Genomic DNA, 17,429 nt, shown 5'->3' with positions numbered 1-17,429 from the left:
AACCCGAGGATGTCGTGATGACGGACAACGCGCAATCGGCCGAGACGACAAACATTATTCTCCTCCGGGGCGCCGCCCTGTGGATCCTCGTCGCGCTCATTCTGGCGTGGTGTCTCGTATCGCTCAAAATGGAAGCGCCGCTCATGCTGGCGATTTTCCCGGGGAAATTTTCACGCGTCTTGCAGGCGCATATCGATTTTCTGCTGATGAGCGCGCTCTTGCTCGGCTTCTATGGAACGCGCATCCCGTTGGTCTGGCCCGTGCGCTGGGCGATGGTGATCGGCGCGTTCACCAATTCGAGCCTGTTTATCCTGCAGGCGGCGTTTCCAATCCTCGATGGCCCGCCGGCGGAAGGCTGGGGCCCGGCTTTATTCGGCGTCTATCTTAAGGCGAGCATCGTGACGACGACGCTCGGCTTCGCCGGCGCTTGCCTCACCGTCCTCCGCTTCCGTCCGAAACCCTCGCGACGCGATGTCTGACTGAGGCAGTTCGGCGGAACATCTAGTCGAACAGGCTGGAGACGCTCTCTTCCCTGGCGGTTCGGGCGATCGCCTCGCCGATCAGATGGCCGATCGGAATGACGCGGATGTTCGGGGCGGATTCGACCGCGGCCGTCGCGCGGATCGTGTCGGTGACGACAAGCTGCTTCAGCTTAGAGTTGGCGATGCGCTCCGCCGCCGCGCCCGACAGCACGCCATGGGTGATGAAGGCGTAGACGGAGCCGGCACCCGCCGCGAGCAGGGCTTCGGCGGCGTTGCACAGCGTTCCGCCCGAATCGACGATATCGTCGATGAGGATGCAATTGTGTCCGCTCACGTCGCCGATGATGTTCATGACCTCAGAGTCGCCGGCCCGCTCGCGGCGCTTGTCGACGATGGCGAGCGGCGCGTCGATGCGCTTCGCCAGCGCCCGCGCGCGCACCACGCCGCCGACGTCCGGCGACACGACCATGACATTCTTGAGCTCAAGGTGGGACTTGATGTCCGCCACAATGACCGGCGCGGCGAAGAGATTGTCCGTTGGAATGTCAAAGAAGCCCTGAACCTGGCCAGCGTGTAGATCCACGGTGAGAACGCGGTCCGCGCCCGCCCGCGTGATCAGATTACTGACAAGCTTGGCCGAGATCGGCGTGCGCGGCCCCTGTTTGCGGTCCTGGCGGGCGTAGCCGAAATAGGGAATGACCGCCGTGATGCGACGCGCCGAGGCGCGGCGCAGCGCGTCGATCATGATCAGGAGCTCCATCAGGTGGTCGTTTGCCGGCGCGGATGTGGACTGGATCACGAACGTGTCCTGCCCCCGCACATTCTCCAAGATTTCGACCCAGATTTCCTGGTCGGCGAAGCGGCGAACCTGGGCGCGACAGAGCTGAACGCCCAGGTGGGCGGCGATCGCCTCCGCCAGCGGCCTGTTGGAGTTGCCCGCCAGGAGTTTCATCGCCGCCATTTAAATCCATCCCCGCGCCTTAAACGCCGCGGCGTCATAGCAGCGTTGGCGGCTGCGAACAATATGACGCCAGAATGTCGGATCGTCGAAAAACTTCGACAGGATTGCCTCTTGGACGGGTAATGCTCTAAATGGTGACAGCGGCCTCACCGATGCGCGGCGGGCCGAGGCTTTTGCGCCTTCACCATCTCGCCCCACTTTCCGTATAAAAACAGGCGTCGCTTCCGAAAATGACGAATAGCGTATCGGATCATGCGCCGCAGCCTTCCTCGCCGCGCGAGACGCGGGTTGTCGTCGCCATGTCGGGCGGCGTCGACTCCAGCGTCGTCGCCGCTCTGCTGCAGGAGCAGGGCTACGACGTCGTGGGCGTCACGATGCAGCTTTATGATCACGGGGAAGCCACGCACCGCAAGGGCGCCTGCTGCGCGGGGCGCGACATCCACGATGCGCGAAATGTTGCGGCGCGACTGGGCATTCCGCACTTCGTTCTCGATTACGAGAGCAAGTTTCGCGAGAAGGTGATTGACGAATTCGCCGCGAGCTACGCCAGCGGCGAGACTCCCGTGCCCTGCGTCGCCTGCAACCAGTTCATCAAATTCGCCGATCTCATGGAGACGGCGAAGGACCTCGGCGCGCACGCGCTCGCGACCGGCCATTACATTTCCGCCCGAGACGACGGACGCGGCGGCCGTGCGCTCTACCGCGCCAAGGATGCGGCGCGCGACCAGAGCTATTTCCTTTTCGCGACGACCCGCGAGCAGCTGCGGATGCTGCGCTTTCCGCTCGGCGATTATGCCAAGGCCGAAGTTCGCGACATGGCCCGTCGCTTCGGACTCGAGGTCGCCGATAAGCCGGACAGCCAAGACATCTGCTTCGTCCCGACGGGGCGCTATACAGACGTCGTCGAGAAGCTTGCGCCAGCTTCGGTGGTGCCCGGCGAGATCGTGCACCTCGACGGCCGTGTGCTGGGACGCCACGCCGGCGTCATCCACTACACCATCGGGCAGCGCCGCGGCCTGGGGCTGGGCGCAAAAGTCGCCGGCCGCGACGCGGAACCGCTTTACGTCTTGCGTCTTGACGCCGCGAAGGCTCAGGTCGTGGTCGGCCCGCGCGAGGCGCTGGACACGCGCGCGGTGCAGCTACGCGACGTAAACTGGATTGGCGACGGCGCGCTCTCTTCCCTGCCGCCCGAGGGCCTCGACATTATGGCGCGCGTGCGCTCGACGCGGCCGCCAGTCCCCGCGCGATTGATCCCGGGCGGCGACGGCGGCGCGCTGGTCGTCTTCGCGGCGAGCGAATTCGGCGTCTCGCCTGGGCAGGCGTGCGTCTTCTACGACGCAGACGAAAATGAAGCGCGCGTGCTCGGCGGCGGATTTATCGCCGGGATCGAGCCTGCAGCGATGACGATGGCATCAAAGGCGCCGCCGCTGCGCGCCGCAGAAGTGCGAAGGGCGCCTCGATGAGCGAAGCAAGGAATTTTTTGCCCGAAGTCGAAACGCTCGACAACAGCAATGTCGAGGCCGCTTATGCGCGCTGGGCGCCGATATATGATCTGACTTTCGACATTCTGTTGAAGCCAGGCCGTCGCGCCGCCGCCGCGGCCGCCTCCAACACGTGCGGACCGATCCTCGACGTCGGCGTCGGAACGGGACTCGAACTGCCGATGTTTTCGTCCAATGCGCAGGTCGTCGGCGTCGATCTGTCGGAGCCGATGCTGCGCCGCGCCGCGCAGCGCGTGCGCCGCGAGCGTCTCGGCCATGTCGCCGGCCTCGTGAAAATGGATGCGACGCGAATGGCGTTCTCCGACGCGAGTTTCGGCTGCGTCGTAGCGCCTTACGTCCTGACGGTCGTGCCGGAGCCTCAAGCCATGCTCGACGAACTCGCGCGCGTGCTGCGGCCGGGCGGCGAGATCGTGCTGGTCAACCATGTGAGCGGCAAGGACGACGCCATCGCGCTGTTCGAGGCTTGGCTCGACCGCCATATGGCGCCGAAGCTCGGCTGGCGGCCGCAATTTCCCTGGTCGATCATCGGCGACTGGATTGACCAGAATCCGCAAATGAAGCTCGTCGAACGCCGCCCGCTGGCGCCCTTCGGTCTGTTTACGCTGACGCGGATCGAGCGCCTCCCAGTGGAGAGAAAAGAACGCGAAAGGTCCGCGCCAAAGGAGTTGGCGCTCGCTTAAGCGTTTTCTCGGAACCTGCTCTGGCGAAACTCGCAGACGCCACTGGCGCCCGGCCGCGCATAGCGCTACATTCATTGGGCGGCGCTGCGGGGTGCGTGCAGGACTATTATTCCCCGGGGCCTTATCGATCCTTATGGGAGCTGTCCCTGGCCTCGCCCGTGGGCTTGGTCATATGGCGCCCACCTACGTTGTAGGTTCCCGGGATCGATGTCCCACGGCTCTTGTGGCCCGCACTCTCCTTCCCTGTTATTGCTCTCGCATGAGCGATTTGAAAGCCGAGCTGCGGCGCCGTTCGCTGGCGCGCCGCGATCTCATCGCGCCGCAGGAAGCGCATGAGGCGGCCGCTTCCATCGCGCGCCAGGGCGTCGCGCTCGTCGCCGGCATTGCGCGCGATGCGAAACTGAACGCGCCGCCCGTCGTTTCCGTCTATTGGCCGATCCGCAGCGAGTTGAACACCCGACCGCTCATCGACGCCCTCACAGCCGCAGGTTTTTGCGTGACGCTGCCGGTCATGCACAAGGTGCGTCATCCCTTGGTGTTTCGCGCCTTCGCGCCGGGCGACGACCTCGTCAAAGGGCCGTTCGGCCTGTCCGAGCCTTGCGACGACAAGCCTGCATACGACCCCGATATTGTGTTTTCGCCGCTCGCCGCCTTCGATCGCCGCGGTTTTCGGCTGGGCTATGGCGGCGGCATCTATGACGCCACGCTCTCGACCCTTCGCGCCAAAAAGCCGGTCATCGCCGTCGGCGTCGCCTATTCCTGCCAGGAAGCCGACCATGTGCCGATCGAACCGCATGACCAGCGGCTCGACGCCGTCATGACCGAGCAGGAGACGCTGCGGTTCGCCACCGCCGCCGCCTAGAGCGCGGAACCAATTAGAACGCAGCACGTTAACGTGCTGATGCGGACTATTTAAATTTCTTTTTCGGAGAGTTTGAGATGAAGGCTTGCTATACAGCGGCCGCCCTCACGGCGGCCCTCTTGTTTTTTCCGGCCAGCGCGCAAGCGACCTGCCGGATTTTCCAGCATCGAGACTATGGCGGCTCCGGCTACACGCTCCACAATTTTGAGCGGATGAAGATGGTGCGCGGCGAAAGTCTCGGGTGCACGACGAATGGCCACGGCGGCGGGTGTGAAAGCACGATCTACAATCCGTCGTGGAACGATCATGTTTCGTCGTTCCGCGTGAAGGACGGCTGCACGCTCACATTATGGCAGCACGTCAATCAGGGCGGCTCGAGATTTCGTTCAAACAGAAGCTACCGTTACGTCGGCGACCGCTGGAACGATCAGGCGTCCGAAGCGCTCTGCATGTGCTGATTTAGCGGGGAGTCGATCTCAGCGTCTCGGCGGTTCGACAAGAGCCGCCGAGACTTCACGCTATCTCCCTCACTTCATCGCGTCGGCGCTGACGGCAGATTGACGAGCTGACCGGCGCGCAGCTTTTTCGACTTTAGATCGGGATTGCGCTCGGCGATCGCGCGCCATTTGCTGGTTGCGCCATAGAGCCGCCTGGCGATGGATTTAAACGTGTCCCCCGCGCGCGCCGTATACGTTCCGCTGTCCACGGCGGGTGCGGGAGGGACCGCAGTCTCATTGGCCGCGACCTGAGCAGCGGGCTCCGTCGATTGGCTGGCCTCACTCTCCGCTTTCGGCGCAGCGTCCGACGCCGCGGGCTCGGTCTGCGCGACGGCCGCTGCAGGTTCGGTTGGCTCGGCGGATTCGCCAGTCTGCTCGGGTTGGGGCTCCTGCAGCTGCGCCGTCGACGAATCGGGTCCGACATTGGGCCCAGGGGGTCCCACGAAGAGCAAATAGGCGATCGCGAGAGCGGCTGCGACAAGCGAGGCCTCGGCAAGTCCGCGTCGGCGCTTAGGGGGAACGAGCGCCGGCCGCTCCCGACCATCCGCGGCGCGCGTGTGCTGCTCTTCCGGCTCGCTTCCGCGCAGCCAGACCAGCGCCTCGAAGGCGAAATACAGGAACAGCGCCGCCGTCACCGGCGGCTTCTGGAATGATAGAGGGGCAAACATATAGGCGACGACCCCGAGCTGAATCAGCGCCGACAGCCATGGCAGGCCAATCGCGCCCAGCGTCATGCGGCGACGGACCGCCTGGGCTGCGGCAAGAAGGAAAAGCGCCAGATAGGCCCAGAGCAGCACGCCCGCGCCGGCGAAGCTCCAGCCGAACGCGGCGTCGCCCAGGAGATAGATCAGCCCGAGCGCGGCGGCGGCATACGCCAGATGAAGTAGCCTCTGCGGAGTCAAGATCCGGGTGAGATGAAAGGTCAGCGCCGCCACGAGCGCCGCCACCAAAATGATCGCCGCAACGTGGGATGTAAGGTTTGAACTCATGCAACCGGGCTCCTTATGGCGCCAGCTGCGCGCCGTCGGTCGGACTTCAATGCACATGCCTATGTGACAGTTTCTTGAGAAGAAGCGAGGCAATCGCAATTATACTGATTTTTCCGAAACGCCCGCGCTATCGAACGTGGCCATGTCGCTGTGACACGCAAGCGCCGCTTTAATCAGGCCAATGGCCAGCGCCGCGCCCGAGCCTTCGCCCAGCCGCATGTCGAGATCGAGCAGCGGGCGTTTGCCAAGCCGCGTCAGAACGTCGCGATGCGCCCCCTCCGCCGAGACATGGCCCGCTAAGCAATGGGCGATCGACTCGGGCGCGATAGCGTGGAGCAGCGCGGCGGCGGCGCAGGCGACATAGCCGTCAAGCACCACGGGAATGCGGTTGAGGCGGGCGGCGGCGATGGCGCCCATCATCGCCGCGATCTCCCGCCCGCCAAGCCGGCGCAGGATTTCTAAAGGATCGGAGAGATCCCGCGCATGCAACGCCAGCGCGGCGTCGATTGCAGCGTTCTTGCGCGAAAGCCCAGCGTCGTCGACGCCCGTGCCGCGTCCGGTCCAGCGCGAGGCGGGCCCGCCGTAAAGCGCGGCATAGATCGCCGCCGCGCTCGTCGTATTGCCAATGCCCATCTCGCCTGGGGCCAGGAGATCGATATCGCCCTGGATCGCCTCCATCCCATAGGCGAAGGTCGCCGCCGCTTCGCGCTCGTCCATGGCCGGCGCCACAGTAAAATCTGCCGTCGGCCGTTCGAGCGCCAGCTCATAGACCTTCAGGCCGACGCCATAGGACTTGCAGATCTGATTGATCGCCGCGCCGCCAGTGAGAAAATTCGCCACCATCTGTTGCGTGACGCTCGCCGGGAAGGCCGAAACCCCCTGCGCCACGACGCCGTGATTGGCGGCGAAAACCGCGACGAGCGGGCGCTCGATCGCGGGCGCCGCCCTGCCCTGCCAGGCTGCGAGCCATTCGACGATCTCTTCGAGACGACCGAGCGCGCCGGGCGGCTTGGTGAGCCGGCCGTCGCGCGCGCGGACCGCCGCCGCGGCATGCAGATCCGGGCCTGGCAGAGCCGCCAACAGGATACGGATTTCTTCAAAGGGATGAACGGCGTGAGACATGCCGCCGGCTTTACCGGGTCGCGGCGACATTGGCGAGCGCTCGCGTCATTCTGGCGCAGCGCAGGAGCCGTCATTGCGAGCGTCGGCTTCGTTTCCTGGCTTTGCCGCTACGCTTCCCGCAACGACGGTTGGGCCCGCACGGCCTCGAAAGCGGCGAGCGCGCGCTCCCGCGCCTCGCCATGGTCGACGATCGGATGCGGATAGGTGACGCCAAGCACGACGCCGGCCGCGCGCAAGACGTCGTCTGGCGCCGCCCACGGACGATGGATGTAGCGGGCGTCGAGCCCCGCGAGCTCCGGCACGTAACGGCGCACATACGCGCCGTCCGGATCAAATTTTTCGCCCTGAAGCGAAGGGTTGAAGATGCGGAAGTAAGGCGCGGCGTCGGCGCCGCAGCCCGCCACCCACTGCCAATTGGCGCTGTTGTTGGCGAGATCGGCGTCGACCAGCGTGTCCCAGAACCAGCGCTCCCCCTTCCGCCAGTCAATGAGCAGGTGCTTGATCAGGAAGCTTGCCGAAACCAGACGCGCGCGATTGTGCATCCAGCCCGTGATCCACAATTCGCGCATCGCCGCGTCGACGAGCGGATAGCCGGTCTGACCGTTCCTCCAAGCGTCGAGCGAGGTCTCGTCGTCGCGATAGGGAAAGCGCTCGAAGGTCCTGTCCAAAGGGCGGTCCGGCAGGTCCCAGTGGGAGATCAGCAAGTGGTGGCAGAACTCCCGCCAGCCAAGCTCTCTCAGATAGGCTTCGCCGCCGATGCTCCCAGGGTCGCTGATCGCGTGCCAGACTTCGCGCGGCGACAATTCGCCAAAGTGCAGATGCGGGGAAAGCCTGGAGACGCCGACTCGGCCCATGAAGTCGCGTTCAACCTTGTAGTCGCCGACATGGTGGCGCGCGAAGTCTGCAAGTTCGGCGCGCGCGGCCGTCTCGCCGACGAGCCAGACCTTGCGCATGCCGATCGCCCAATCGGGGTTCTGAGGCAGCAGCCGCCAGGCGTCGAGATCGTCGCTGTCGGGCGGAAGCGGCGCGGCGTGCAGGATTTCGGGCGCCGGAAGGGGCCGGTCCGGCGGCGGCGCGGCGAGGCAGGCCCGCCAAAAAGGCGTGAACATCCGGAAATTCTCGCCCTGCTTGGTGCGAAGCTTTTCCGGCTCGAAGAGCACAGAGTCTTGAAAAAGATGAGTTTCTACAGCATCATCGCGCAGCTGCGCCTCGAGTTCCGCATCTCGCCGGATCGCCCAGGGCTCGTAAAGCCTGTTCCAAAAAACGGCTCCGGCGCCGGTTTCGGCGATGATCTGTTCGAACACATACTGGGGGCGGCCTCGCCGCAGCGTCAGCGGCACGCCTCGCTGGGCGAGGCTCTGCGACAGCGCCGCGAGAGAATGGTGCAGCCACCAACGCGCCGCGGCGCCGACGCGCCATTCTCCGGGGCTTTCATCGTCCAGGATGTAAAGGGCGACGAGCGGCGCTCCCGATCGTGCAGCAGCCAAAAGCGCCGGATTGTCAGAGATGCGCAAATCATTGCGAAACCAGACGATCGCCGGCGCATTCATATCGCTTGAACCCCGTTCGACATTCCGAAAGGTCACGCCCCGCTCCTTTCGCTGCGTCGAAGGATCGGGACTAAGTCGTAACCTCGCCGGCCGCCAAGGGTTCCCCCGTCTGCGCTTTCAGGACGTCAATCTCGTCGCGCCAGCCGCCTAATGGAGGCGTTTGGCGTGCTTGAGGCCATAAAGGAGGTAGATCGCGATCCCGATGACGGTCCAGATCAGCAACCGGAGCCAAGTGTCGAGCGGAAGTGCGACCATCAGCGCGAAACAGGACAAGATGCCGGCGACCGGCAACCATGGGATCCCCGGCGCGCGGAACGGACGCCTGATTTCCGGGTGCATTCGACGCAGGCGCAGCACGGCCAAGCAGACGAGCGCGAAAGCCGCCAGCGTCCCGATGCTCACCATTTCGCCAAGAATGTCGAGCGGCAACAGACCCGCCGCGAGCGCCACAACCACCCCGACGAGGATTTGGCTTACGGCGGGCGTGCGCCATGCCGGGTGAAGCCTCGCAAAGATCGGGGGCAACAGGCCATCATGCGCCATGGAGAAGAAGATGCGCGTCTGTCCGTAGAGCAGCACGAGAATCGCCGTCGTCAGTCCGGCCAGCGCGCCGAGCTTCACCGCCCAGGCGAGCCACGAGACGCCGGTGCGATCCATGACCAGCGCCATCGGGTCCGGAACGCCCAGCTCCTTGTAGTTGACGACGCCGGTCGCCACGGCCGCCACGGCGATGTAGAGAATCGTGCAGATGATGAGCGAGCCGATAATGCCGATCGGCACGTCCCGTTGTGGATTATGCGCCTCCTGCGCGGCAGTCGAGACGGAGTCGAATCCGATATAGGCGAAGAACACCACCGAAGCGCCGCGCACGACGCCGCTCCAGCCGTAAGTGCCGAACTCGCCGGCGTTCTCCGGAACGAGGGGCGACCAATTGGCTTGGTCGATATGCGCAGCGCCAAACACAATCACCATCAGCACGACAGTGACCTTGATGGCGACGATGACGTTATTGAACAGCGTCGACTCGGACGTGCCGCGCACGAGCAGCGCGGTGAGCAGCAGGACGATTCCGGCGGCGGGAACGTTGAACAAGCCATGCACGGCGCCGGGCGGCGCCCCATGCGCGGTCGGATCGGCAAAAAAGGCGGTCGTCAGTTCGGGCGGCACATGAACGCCAAACCCTTGCATCACGCGATTGAAGTAGCCGGCCCAGCCGACGGCGACCGTCGCCGCGCCGGCTGCGTATTCGAGCACCAGATTCCAGCCGATGATCCAGGCGAAAATCTCGCCGAGCGTCACATAGGTGTAAGTGTAGGTGCTCCCGGAGACGGGAATGAGCGACGCAAGCTCCGCGTAGCAGAGCGCGACAAAGGCGCAGGCGAGCCCCGACAGCATGAATGAGATCATGACGCCGGGCCCGGCGTAATTCGCCGCCGCCGTGCCGGTCAGCACGAAAATGCCGGCGCCAATGATGCCGCCGACTCCAAGCGACATCAACGACGCCCAACCAAGCGCGCGCTTGAGGCCGTCTCCTTCGGCGGCGTGATCGGCGATGATCTTGTGGACGGATTTGCGGTTCAGATAGCTCTTGCTGGCGCCCTCGAACAAGCGTCCCCCTTTCGAATTCGCGACGTGGCGAGCGCGCCGCGCCTTCGGCGGCGCCGATTATCGTTGCAGCGCCAAAACATACAAGCGGAAAGACTGCGGGAAGCGAAATGCGAATCGCGGCGCGCGTCAATCAGCGTTTAAGATCCAAGACTTCGCGCTCATCTGCGCACGCGGCGCGGTCGGTCCGGCTTGCCTTGCAGCAGCCTTTGCTATAGCACGACGCGAGCGCGGCGTCGGCCGCCTGTTAAGGGGTCGAGCTCGAGAATGACGTCATGAGCCAGAAGCCCATCAATTATCTGCGCCTGTCGACGCTCGTCGCCGTGGCGATCTTGGTTGGCACCGAACTTGTCGGCGCATCCTGGGCCGCGGGCTGGGCGCTCGGCGGCCTTTTTCAGCTTGATCCCCTCATCAGCCGCTCGCTCGAAATCATCTTCTCCCTCGCCGGGCTAATCGGACTCTACTTCTTCATGCGGACCGCCATCCGCAATGAGCCGATTCGCGGCTAATTAGGGTCCCGCGCCTTAATGTCTCGCGCCCCCCGACAGGCTCGCGGCGGCAGTAGACCCAGGCGCGCATCTCCCAAACTTCGCAACAAGGACGCAGAGATGGTCGAGAAGCAGGATCGTCGCTCGTTTATCAAAGCGGCGGCGGCGACGAGCGCCTTGGGCGCCGTAGGCGCGCCTCGCAGCGAGGCGGCGACGAGCGTCTCCAATCTTCGGCTCGGCGAAGCGCGGCCTTTCTCCTTCGAGACGCTCAAGCAGACGGCGCAGCGGCTCGTCAAACAGCCTTACCGCAAGCCGAATATCCCTGCCCCCGAGATCACCTCGCAGATCGACTACGAGAAGTGGGGACAGATCACCTACAACACCGATCACGCGCTTTTCGCCGACACCAAAGAGCGATTCCCCGTAGAGTTCTTCCACCTTGGGATGTTCTTCAAGAAGGCCGTGCGCATGAATGTCGTCGAAAACGGCGAGGCGCGCGAGGTTCTTTACGATACGAGCTACTTCAATATGCCGGCGGATTCGATCGCGCGCCAACTGCCGCCCGGCGCCGGCTTCGCGGGATTTCGCATTCAGGAGGCCAAGGACGGCGTGCTCGACTGGAAGAAAAACGACTGGGTGGCGTTTCTGGGCGCGTCATATTTCCGCGCGATCGGCGAATTGCGCCAGTATGGCATGTCGGCCCGGGGCGTTGCGCTCGACACCTGGCAGGCGGGATCGAACGAAGAATTCCCTGATTTCACTGAAATTTACATCGGGCCGGAGACCGCCGACGGCGTCGTCCTGCATGCGCTGCTCGAAGGGCCGTCGATCGTCGGCGCCTATCGCTTCCTGATGACGCGCGGCAAGGGCGTCGTCATGGACATCGACTGCTCGCTGTATTTGCGCGGCGCCTTCACGCGCTTTGGCGTCGCCCCGCTCACCTCGATGTTCTGGTTCTCGGAGACGATGAAGCCGACAGCGATCGATTGGCGGCCTGAAGTGCATGATTCCGACGGGTTGAGCATGTGGACCGGCGCGGGCGAGCGCTTGTGGCGGCCGTTGAACAATCCGAACCGGGTCATGGCGTCGGCGTTTGGCGACAACAATCCCAAAGGCTTCGGCCTGATGCAGCGCGATCGCAATTACGATCACTATCTCGACAACGTCTTCTACGATCGCCGCCCGAGCGTGTGGATCGAACCCAAGGGCGATTGGGGCAAGGGCGCGATTCAACTCATCGAAATTCCGACGGACGACGAGATCCACGACAATATCGTCGTCATCTGGGCGCCCGAAAAGCCCGCCGTTCCCGGCGCCTCCTTCGAATATTCCTATCGGCTGCACTGGCTTGCGGACGAGCCCTACCCGACCAAACTCGCGCGCTGCGTCGCGACGAGGCTCGGCAACGGCGGCCAACCCGGCAGGCCGCGGCCCAAGGGCGTGCGCAAATTTATGGTGGAGTTTTTGGGCGAGCCCCTCGCCAAGCTCCCCTTTGGGGTGAAGCCCGAACCGGTGTTATGGGCGTCGCGCGGAACGTTCTCCTACGTGTTCACCGAAGCGGTTTTTGACAATGTGCCGGGCCATTGGCGAGCGCAATTCGACCTGACCGTGGAAGGCTCCGAGCCTGTAGAGATGCGCCTGTTCCTTAAGAACGGCGATGAGGTGCTTTCGGAAAATTGGCTGTATCAGTATCACCCGCTCTAACAGGGGCGATTGACACTCCCGCCGTCTTCAGGCCAAGACTTCGGTGAGTTGCTAAGAGGCATATAGGGAAAGGCTTCCTCGCCTCGTTCGCAACGCCTCTCAGGCTGCGGACGTTCATTCGCGAATGCGCCAGGAAATTGGAAAATGACGAAGCGAATTACCAAGTGTCGCGTTAGCGGCTCCACCAATCTCGTCTCGGTTCTGGCGCTCGGCGACCAGGCGCTCACGGGCGTTTTTCCGAGCTCCCGCGAGACGCCTGTCACGGTCGGCCCTCTGGAACTCGTCTGGTGCCCTGATTCAGGCCTGCTGCAGCTCGCGCACAGCTATGAAGCAAGCGAGATGTATGGCGAGAACTACGGTTATCGTTCGGGCCTCAATCAGTCGATGGTGCGACACCTGACCCAGAAGATCGCCCATCTCGAGCGATTCGCCGATCTCAAGCCAGGCGACGCGGTGCTCGACATCGGCTCAAACGACGCGACGTCTCTCAAGGCCTATACGACGTCGGGCTTGACGCGTATCGGCATTGATCCCACCGGCGCCAAGTTCCGACAATATTATCCAGACGATATCAAGCTTGCGCCGGAGTTCTTCTCTTCGCAGGCGTTTGAAAAGCTCTCGCCGAAGCGGGCGAAGATCGTCACGTCAATCGCGATGTTCTACGACCTCGACGACCCGGTCTGGTTCGCCCGCGAAGTCGCCAAGGCGCTCGCGCCCGACGGGGTATGGCATTTCGAGCAGAGCTATATGCCGTCAATGCTGCGGCTCACCTCCTACGACACGATCTGCCACGAGCACATCGAATATTACTCGCTGGGGGTCATCGAGAAAATTCTCGGCGCGGCCGATCTTGAGATTCTCGACGTGCAGATGAACGCGGTCAACGGCGGCAGTTTCGCCGTCACCGCCGGCCACAAGAACGCGCAGCGCAAGCGCAATCTCGCGGTGATCGACTGGCTGTTGGCTCAAGAGGAGCGGATGGGGCTGAACACGCCTCGCCCCTACCGCGATTTCGAAGATCGCGTGTTCCGCCATCGCGAGGATTTGCGCCGGCTGCTGCGCGCGCTCAAGGACGACAACAAGCGCATCCTCGGCTACGGCGCCTCGACCAAGGGCAATGTGGTGCTGCAATTCTGCGACATCGGCCCCGACCTCGTCGAGGCGATCGCCGAGGTCAATCCCGACAAATTCGGCTGCTTCACGCCCGGCTCACATATCCCGATCGTTTCGGAAGCCGAGGCGCGGGCGATGAAGCCGGATTACTTCCTCGTGCTTCCCTGGCATTTCAAGGACGGGATATTGGCGCGGGAGCAGGAATATCTCGCCAGCGGCGGCAAGATGATCTTCCCCTTTCCGGAGATCGAGATCGTCTGATCAACTCAACGCACCCATTTTGGAGTTGAAGCAATGCTAGCGGGCCTCATTGTCTCACACAAAGGCGAACATTGCGGCGTCTATCAATATGGCCGGAACTTATATGACGTCTTGACGAAAGATCAGACGATCAACTGGTCCTATGTAGAATGCGCGGGATTCGAGGAATTGAAGACCGCCGTTCACGACGCGAAGCCGGACGTCATTCTCTTCAATCATCATCCTAGCACGATGAATTGGCTTACGACGGCGCCGACGGCGGAGCTCGGCGCGACGCTCTTTGGCGTCCTCCATCAGGTGACCCAGGAAATCGCCGATCATGCGAGTGTCGCACCGTTCGATTTCCTCATTTGCCTCGATCCGACGCTCGTTCCCCGCAATCCCGCAATACTGCGCGCGCCGCGGTTTCTTCCGGCCTCCCCGGCAAAATCACCGCAGCCGCCCGAGGTCTTCACGATCGGCTCTTTCGGCTTCGCGACGCCGGGCAAAGGCTTCGATCGGCTCTGCGAGCTGGTGAACGACCAATTCGACCGCGCCGTGATTCGAATCAACCTCCCCCCGCATGATGACCCCAGCATCGTGCCTGAGTCCCGCTTCGCCGAAACAGTCGAGAAATGCACTAAAGCAATCACCAAACCTGGTATTGAGTTGCAGGCGACGAGCCATTTTTTTGACAATGCGCAGATCGTTGAGTTTCTTGCCTCGAATACGATGAATGCTTTCGTCTATGACGACATGTCGTCCGGCATCTCAAGTTGCGTCGACTTTGCTTTGGCGTCGGGACGTCCTTTCGCACTGACGCGCTCGGCGATGTTTCGCCACATGTTTCATGTTAATCCTTCGATCTTCATCGAAGATCGCGACCTGATCGATATCGCCGAAGGCGACACGTCCATGCTCAAAGCGCTGCGCGACGCCGCTGCGCCGGAGAAGGTGGCGGCCGAGTTGAACCGGTCCATGATCGACGCGATGAGAGCGCGAGAGGCGAGCCGCGCCACGCCCGATCGACGCGGCTTCAACAAGATTCTCGACGATCGCTCGCGGGCCGCTTATAGCGACGCGATCAGCGATCTTGCACAACATGTCCCAGACATGCTCGCCCGTAAGATCGAACGCGCGAATATTCAGCAAGGCTTTGCGCTCGACACCGCTCAGCGCTTTCTCGCCGAATGCCCTAACGCCCGCATCTTGGCGGCCGGCTCCTTTGAAGACACCGCCGTCGCGACGCTCTGCGAGCAAGGCTACCGGATCGATGAGATCGACCCGAACGTCAACGGGATGACGTTGCTCGATTTCTATCGCTCTCCCGAGGCCCGGCTAGGCTCTTATGACCTATGCCTTAGCGTATCGGTTCTTGAACATGTGGCCGATGACGAGCAATTCGTCCGAATTATCAGCGAATTCCTCCGGCCAGGCGGCCTCGCGGTGCTGACCGTGGATTTCAAGGAAAGCTGGCGACCGGGACAAATCAAGCCGATCGTCGATCACCGCCTGTACACGACTCATGATTTGCGTGACAGGTTGATCAACGCCATGGGAGAATGCGCGCTTGTCGACCCGCCAATCTGGGCCGAAGGGGTCGAAGATTTTGAGTATGAAGGCAGCGAATACGGCTTCGCGGGCTTCGTGTTCAGAAAGCTCGACGCCGACTCCGTTCGCATGGCGAACACGCAACCTGTTTGGCGGGAATTGCTCGCGCAATCGCCAGCGTCGAGCATTCCTCGAGAAGACAAGATGACCGCCATCAAACGCATTTTTGGCGTCGGGCGGTGAATTGAAAATCAAACCACAGGGCGGGACTCCATGACGGCCGAAAAAGACGTGGACATCCTGGTCCACGATAAATTCTTCAAGGATAAGAGCGAGCCGGGCGTGTTTGTCGAGGTCGGCGCCGCCCTTCCCGACTATCTGTCCATCAGCGCAAGGTTTCGCGACCTTGGATGGAAGATCGTCGCGATCGAGCCAAATCCGGAATTTTGCCAGGCCCATCGAAGCCGCGGACACCAAATCTATGAATACGCTTGCAGCGACGTTGACGCCGACGACATGGATTTCTTCGTCGTCGACTCTCAGGGCGCCGATTACCTAGGCGGGTCCGTTTCTTTCGAGTCTTTCTCGTCTCTCGGCATAAAAGACGAGTTCGCCGAACTTCACGAGACCGTCAAGAACAACACGCGCGTCAAGACAGTGCCGGTCAAAGTGCGGCGGTTAGACACCATTTTGAAGGAACATGAGCCCGAAATCGATCACATCGACATCCTCGCGATCGACGTCGAAGGCTGGGAGCTGAACGTATTGCGAGGGCTGTCGCTGGAAAAATTTAATCCCAGCGTCGTCATCCTCGAAAACCTCTTTAATAAAGAGGAATACGTCGAGTTCATGAAAAAAGCCGGCTACGCCATGTGGAGTCGCCTTGAGCCAAATGACGTCTATGTCGCGAAAAGCTTCGCCAATATTGAGGAACCGAGAAAGCCTCTATGGACTCGCCTGTTAGACTTTGTGGCGAAGCTTAAAAAGTAATGCTCGCGACTAACGTGCGCGGCGCCGTTTACGGCACGGCCCACACGGCCAAAAATCCGAGCGCGCTATTCCACCCTTTTTTCATAGGCCGCCCAAAGCCGATCGCCCAATCGCGTTAGAGACTTGGCCTTTGAGTACTTTCCGAGCGTCGACAGGGTTTCTGCGGATTTTTTAAGGACGGAGGCTGGGACGTAACGCTTGACGACTGCGGGTAGCTCTTCCTGCGCGTCACCTGCGTTCAAGCCGGAGATCAAGCGCTGCCTTGAGGGCGGCGAGTTTTCAACGAACTGCTTCGGCCATTCTGTAACGCGGCCTATATGACGCGCCCAAGCCGCTCTGTAACTACAGAACAATATGTGCTGCGTGTATCCGGAAACGTTCGAACCACCGGCATGCACGGTATTATGCAAAAATAGAATGGCGTCGCCCGCTTTCGCCAGTAACGTGACAGCCTCCTCCTTCAGGCTCTCCATGTCCGTTCCAGGCTCAAGGTGAAAGTAATTGTGGCTACCGGGCACAACCGCGAATGGCGCGTGCTCGAACGTCATATCACTCAGGTAGCAAGCGACATTCACCCATAAGGCGTTGGAGTTCCGATAGTCGCCCTCGCGCTCCAAGATGCCGTAGTCAACATGCAACGCCGTCCGATGAGGAGCGCTGACGCCAGGCTTGGAAGGCTTGGGGACATAAGCGCCTTTGAAGCAGATGAAGTTGGAGCCGAGGATACTCGTGAGCGCTGAAACAAGCTTTGGATGATCGACCATCGGCGCAAAGGACGGCGCGGAACAGAAGGCTTCGCTCATATCGATTTTCTTTTCGGCGAGTCCGTACTGCTCAATTTCCTTGTGCATTAAATCGACTTCTTCGGGGGTAAAAAGCTGAGGGATCACCAAGAAGCCGTTCTTCGCAAAGAACGCGCGTTGGTCGGCTGCACTCATCGCCGCCCAGTCATACTGAAAAATGTTCTTCGGAATCTCCATCTTTACTTCTCCAACCGCTGGCTCGCTCCGCAACTTAGCGGAAAACATGTCCGACCGCCAAACTCGAGGCTACGCACGACAAGAGTAGGGATAAGCGTCGTCTGACAGCGCAT

The 17,429-nt window shown here is 62.1% G+C and carries 16 protein-coding genes and 1 other RNA gene; 11 read left to right on the top strand and 6 right to left on the bottom strand.

Features of this window, described 5'->3' with window-relative positions:
* Positions 1 to 17: 17 nt before the first annotated feature.
* Positions 18 to 479 (top strand): hypothetical protein, encoded by a 462-nt coding sequence (locus EHO51_RS05215; RefSeq protein WP_124738004.1) that lies wholly within the window; start codon positions 18 to 20, stop codon positions 477 to 479.
* Between the two features lie 22 nt (positions 480 to 501).
* Here EHO51_RS05215 and EHO51_RS05210 read toward each other — a convergent pair whose 3' ends face one another.
* Positions 502 to 1,434, bottom strand: a complete 933-nt coding sequence (locus EHO51_RS05210) for a ribose-phosphate pyrophosphokinase (RefSeq protein WP_026222902.1) — start codon at positions 1,432 to 1,434, stop codon at positions 502 to 504.
* Between the two features lie 239 nt (positions 1,435 to 1,673).
* Here EHO51_RS05210 and mnmA point away from each other — a divergent pair, with 239 nt between their 5' ends.
* From mnmA to EHO51_RS05185, 5 genes are all read left to right on the top strand, one after another.
* Complete coding sequence (gene mnmA / locus EHO51_RS05205; RefSeq protein WP_124738003.1) at positions 1,674 to 2,906, top strand: tRNA 2-thiouridine(34) synthase MnmA; 1,233 nt, start codon at positions 1,674 to 1,676, stop codon at positions 2,904 to 2,906.
* Positions 2,903 to 3,625, top strand: coding sequence for a class I SAM-dependent methyltransferase (locus tag EHO51_RS05200; protein WP_124738002.1), 723 nt, complete (start codon positions 2,903 to 2,905; stop codon positions 3,623 to 3,625). The genes mnmA and EHO51_RS05200 overlap by 4 nt, the downstream gene beginning before the upstream one ends.
* Positions 3,626 to 3,703: 78 nt before the next feature.
* A non-coding RNA gene (gene ssrS / locus EHO51_RS05195) (6S RNA) lies at positions 3,704 to 3,858 on the top strand.
* A 26-nt stretch (positions 3,859 to 3,884) separates the two neighbouring features.
* Entirely contained in the window at positions 3,885 to 4,487 is a 603-nt protein-coding gene (locus EHO51_RS05190) for a 5-formyltetrahydrofolate cyclo-ligase (RefSeq protein WP_124738001.1), read from the top strand.
* A 77-nt stretch (positions 4,488 to 4,564) separates the two neighbouring features.
* The gene (locus EHO51_RS05185; RefSeq protein WP_018407976.1) at positions 4,565 to 4,945 is read left to right on the top strand and encodes a hypothetical protein; all 381 of its coding nucleotides are present in this window, start codon (positions 4,565 to 4,567) and stop codon (positions 4,943 to 4,945) included.
* 74 nt (positions 4,946 to 5,019) lie between these two features.
* On the opposite strand, the gene EHO51_RS05180 is transcribed toward EHO51_RS05185, so the two are convergent.
* The 4 genes from EHO51_RS05180 to EHO51_RS05165 all read right to left on the bottom strand — a co-directional run bounded on the left by EHO51_RS05180 (position 5,020) and on the right by EHO51_RS05165 (position 10,253).
* The gene (locus EHO51_RS05180; RefSeq protein WP_164479348.1) at positions 5,020 to 5,973 is read right to left on the bottom strand and encodes a LysM peptidoglycan-binding domain-containing protein; all 954 of its coding nucleotides are present in this window, start codon (positions 5,971 to 5,973) and stop codon (positions 5,020 to 5,022) included.
* 99 nt (positions 5,974 to 6,072) lie between these two features.
* On the bottom strand, positions 6,073 to 7,095 hold the full coding sequence (cobT, locus tag EHO51_RS05175) for a nicotinate-nucleotide--dimethylbenzimidazole phosphoribosyltransferase (RefSeq protein WP_124740049.1): 1,023 nt from the start codon (positions 7,093 to 7,095) through the stop codon (positions 6,073 to 6,075).
* Between the two features lie 107 nt (positions 7,096 to 7,202).
* On the bottom strand, positions 7,203 to 8,645 hold the full coding sequence (locus tag EHO51_RS05170; RefSeq protein ID WP_124740048.1) for a cryptochrome/photolyase family protein: 1,443 nt from the start codon (positions 8,643 to 8,645) through the stop codon (positions 7,203 to 7,205).
* A 147-nt stretch (positions 8,646 to 8,792) separates the two neighbouring features.
* Positions 8,793 to 10,253: an amino acid permease gene (locus tag EHO51_RS05165; RefSeq protein ID WP_124737999.1), complete on the bottom strand. Its 1,461-nt coding sequence runs from the start codon at positions 10,251 to 10,253 to the stop codon at positions 8,793 to 8,795.
* 272 nt (positions 10,254 to 10,525) lie between these two features.
* Here EHO51_RS05165 and EHO51_RS05160 point away from each other — a divergent pair, with 272 nt between their 5' ends.
* The 5 genes from EHO51_RS05160 (at position 10,526) to EHO51_RS05140 (ending at position 16,336) form a co-directional block, all read left to right on the top strand.
* Complete coding sequence (locus EHO51_RS05160) at positions 10,526 to 10,759, top strand: hypothetical protein (protein ID WP_014890049.1); 234 nt, start codon at positions 10,526 to 10,528, stop codon at positions 10,757 to 10,759.
* 99 nt (positions 10,760 to 10,858) lie between these two features.
* On the top strand, positions 10,859 to 12,442 hold the full coding sequence (locus EHO51_RS05155) for a glucan biosynthesis protein (RefSeq protein WP_124737998.1): 1,584 nt from the start codon (positions 10,859 to 10,861) through the stop codon (positions 12,440 to 12,442).
* A gap of 144 nt (positions 12,443 to 12,586) precedes the next feature.
* The gene (locus EHO51_RS05150; RefSeq protein ID WP_124737997.1) at positions 12,587 to 13,816 is read left to right on the top strand and encodes a class I SAM-dependent methyltransferase; all 1,230 of its coding nucleotides are present in this window, start codon (positions 12,587 to 12,589) and stop codon (positions 13,814 to 13,816) included.
* A 33-nt stretch (positions 13,817 to 13,849) separates the two neighbouring features.
* Positions 13,850 to 15,589 carry a methyltransferase domain-containing protein gene (locus EHO51_RS05145; RefSeq protein ID WP_124737996.1) on the top strand — a complete coding sequence of 580 codons (1,740 nt, stop codon included), beginning with the start codon at positions 13,850 to 13,852 and terminating at the stop codon, positions 15,587 to 15,589.
* A 30-nt stretch (positions 15,590 to 15,619) separates the two neighbouring features.
* Positions 15,620 to 16,336, top strand: coding sequence for an FkbM family methyltransferase (locus EHO51_RS05140; protein ID WP_124737995.1), 717 nt, complete (start codon positions 15,620 to 15,622; stop codon positions 16,334 to 16,336).
* 65 nt (positions 16,337 to 16,401) lie between these two features.
* Here EHO51_RS05140 and EHO51_RS05135 read toward each other — a convergent pair whose 3' ends face one another.
* Positions 16,402 to 17,316 (bottom strand): phytanoyl-CoA dioxygenase family protein, encoded by a 915-nt coding sequence (locus EHO51_RS05135; protein WP_124737994.1) that lies wholly within the window; start codon positions 17,314 to 17,316, stop codon positions 16,402 to 16,404.
* Between the last annotated feature and the right edge of the window lie 113 nt (positions 17,317 to 17,429).

Source organism: Methylocystis rosea, assembly GCF_003855495.1.
GTDB classification, from domain to species: domain Bacteria; phylum Pseudomonadota; class Alphaproteobacteria; order Rhizobiales; family Beijerinckiaceae; genus Methylocystis; species Methylocystis rosea_A.
This window is presented reverse-complemented; position numbering and strand designations above follow the sequence as displayed.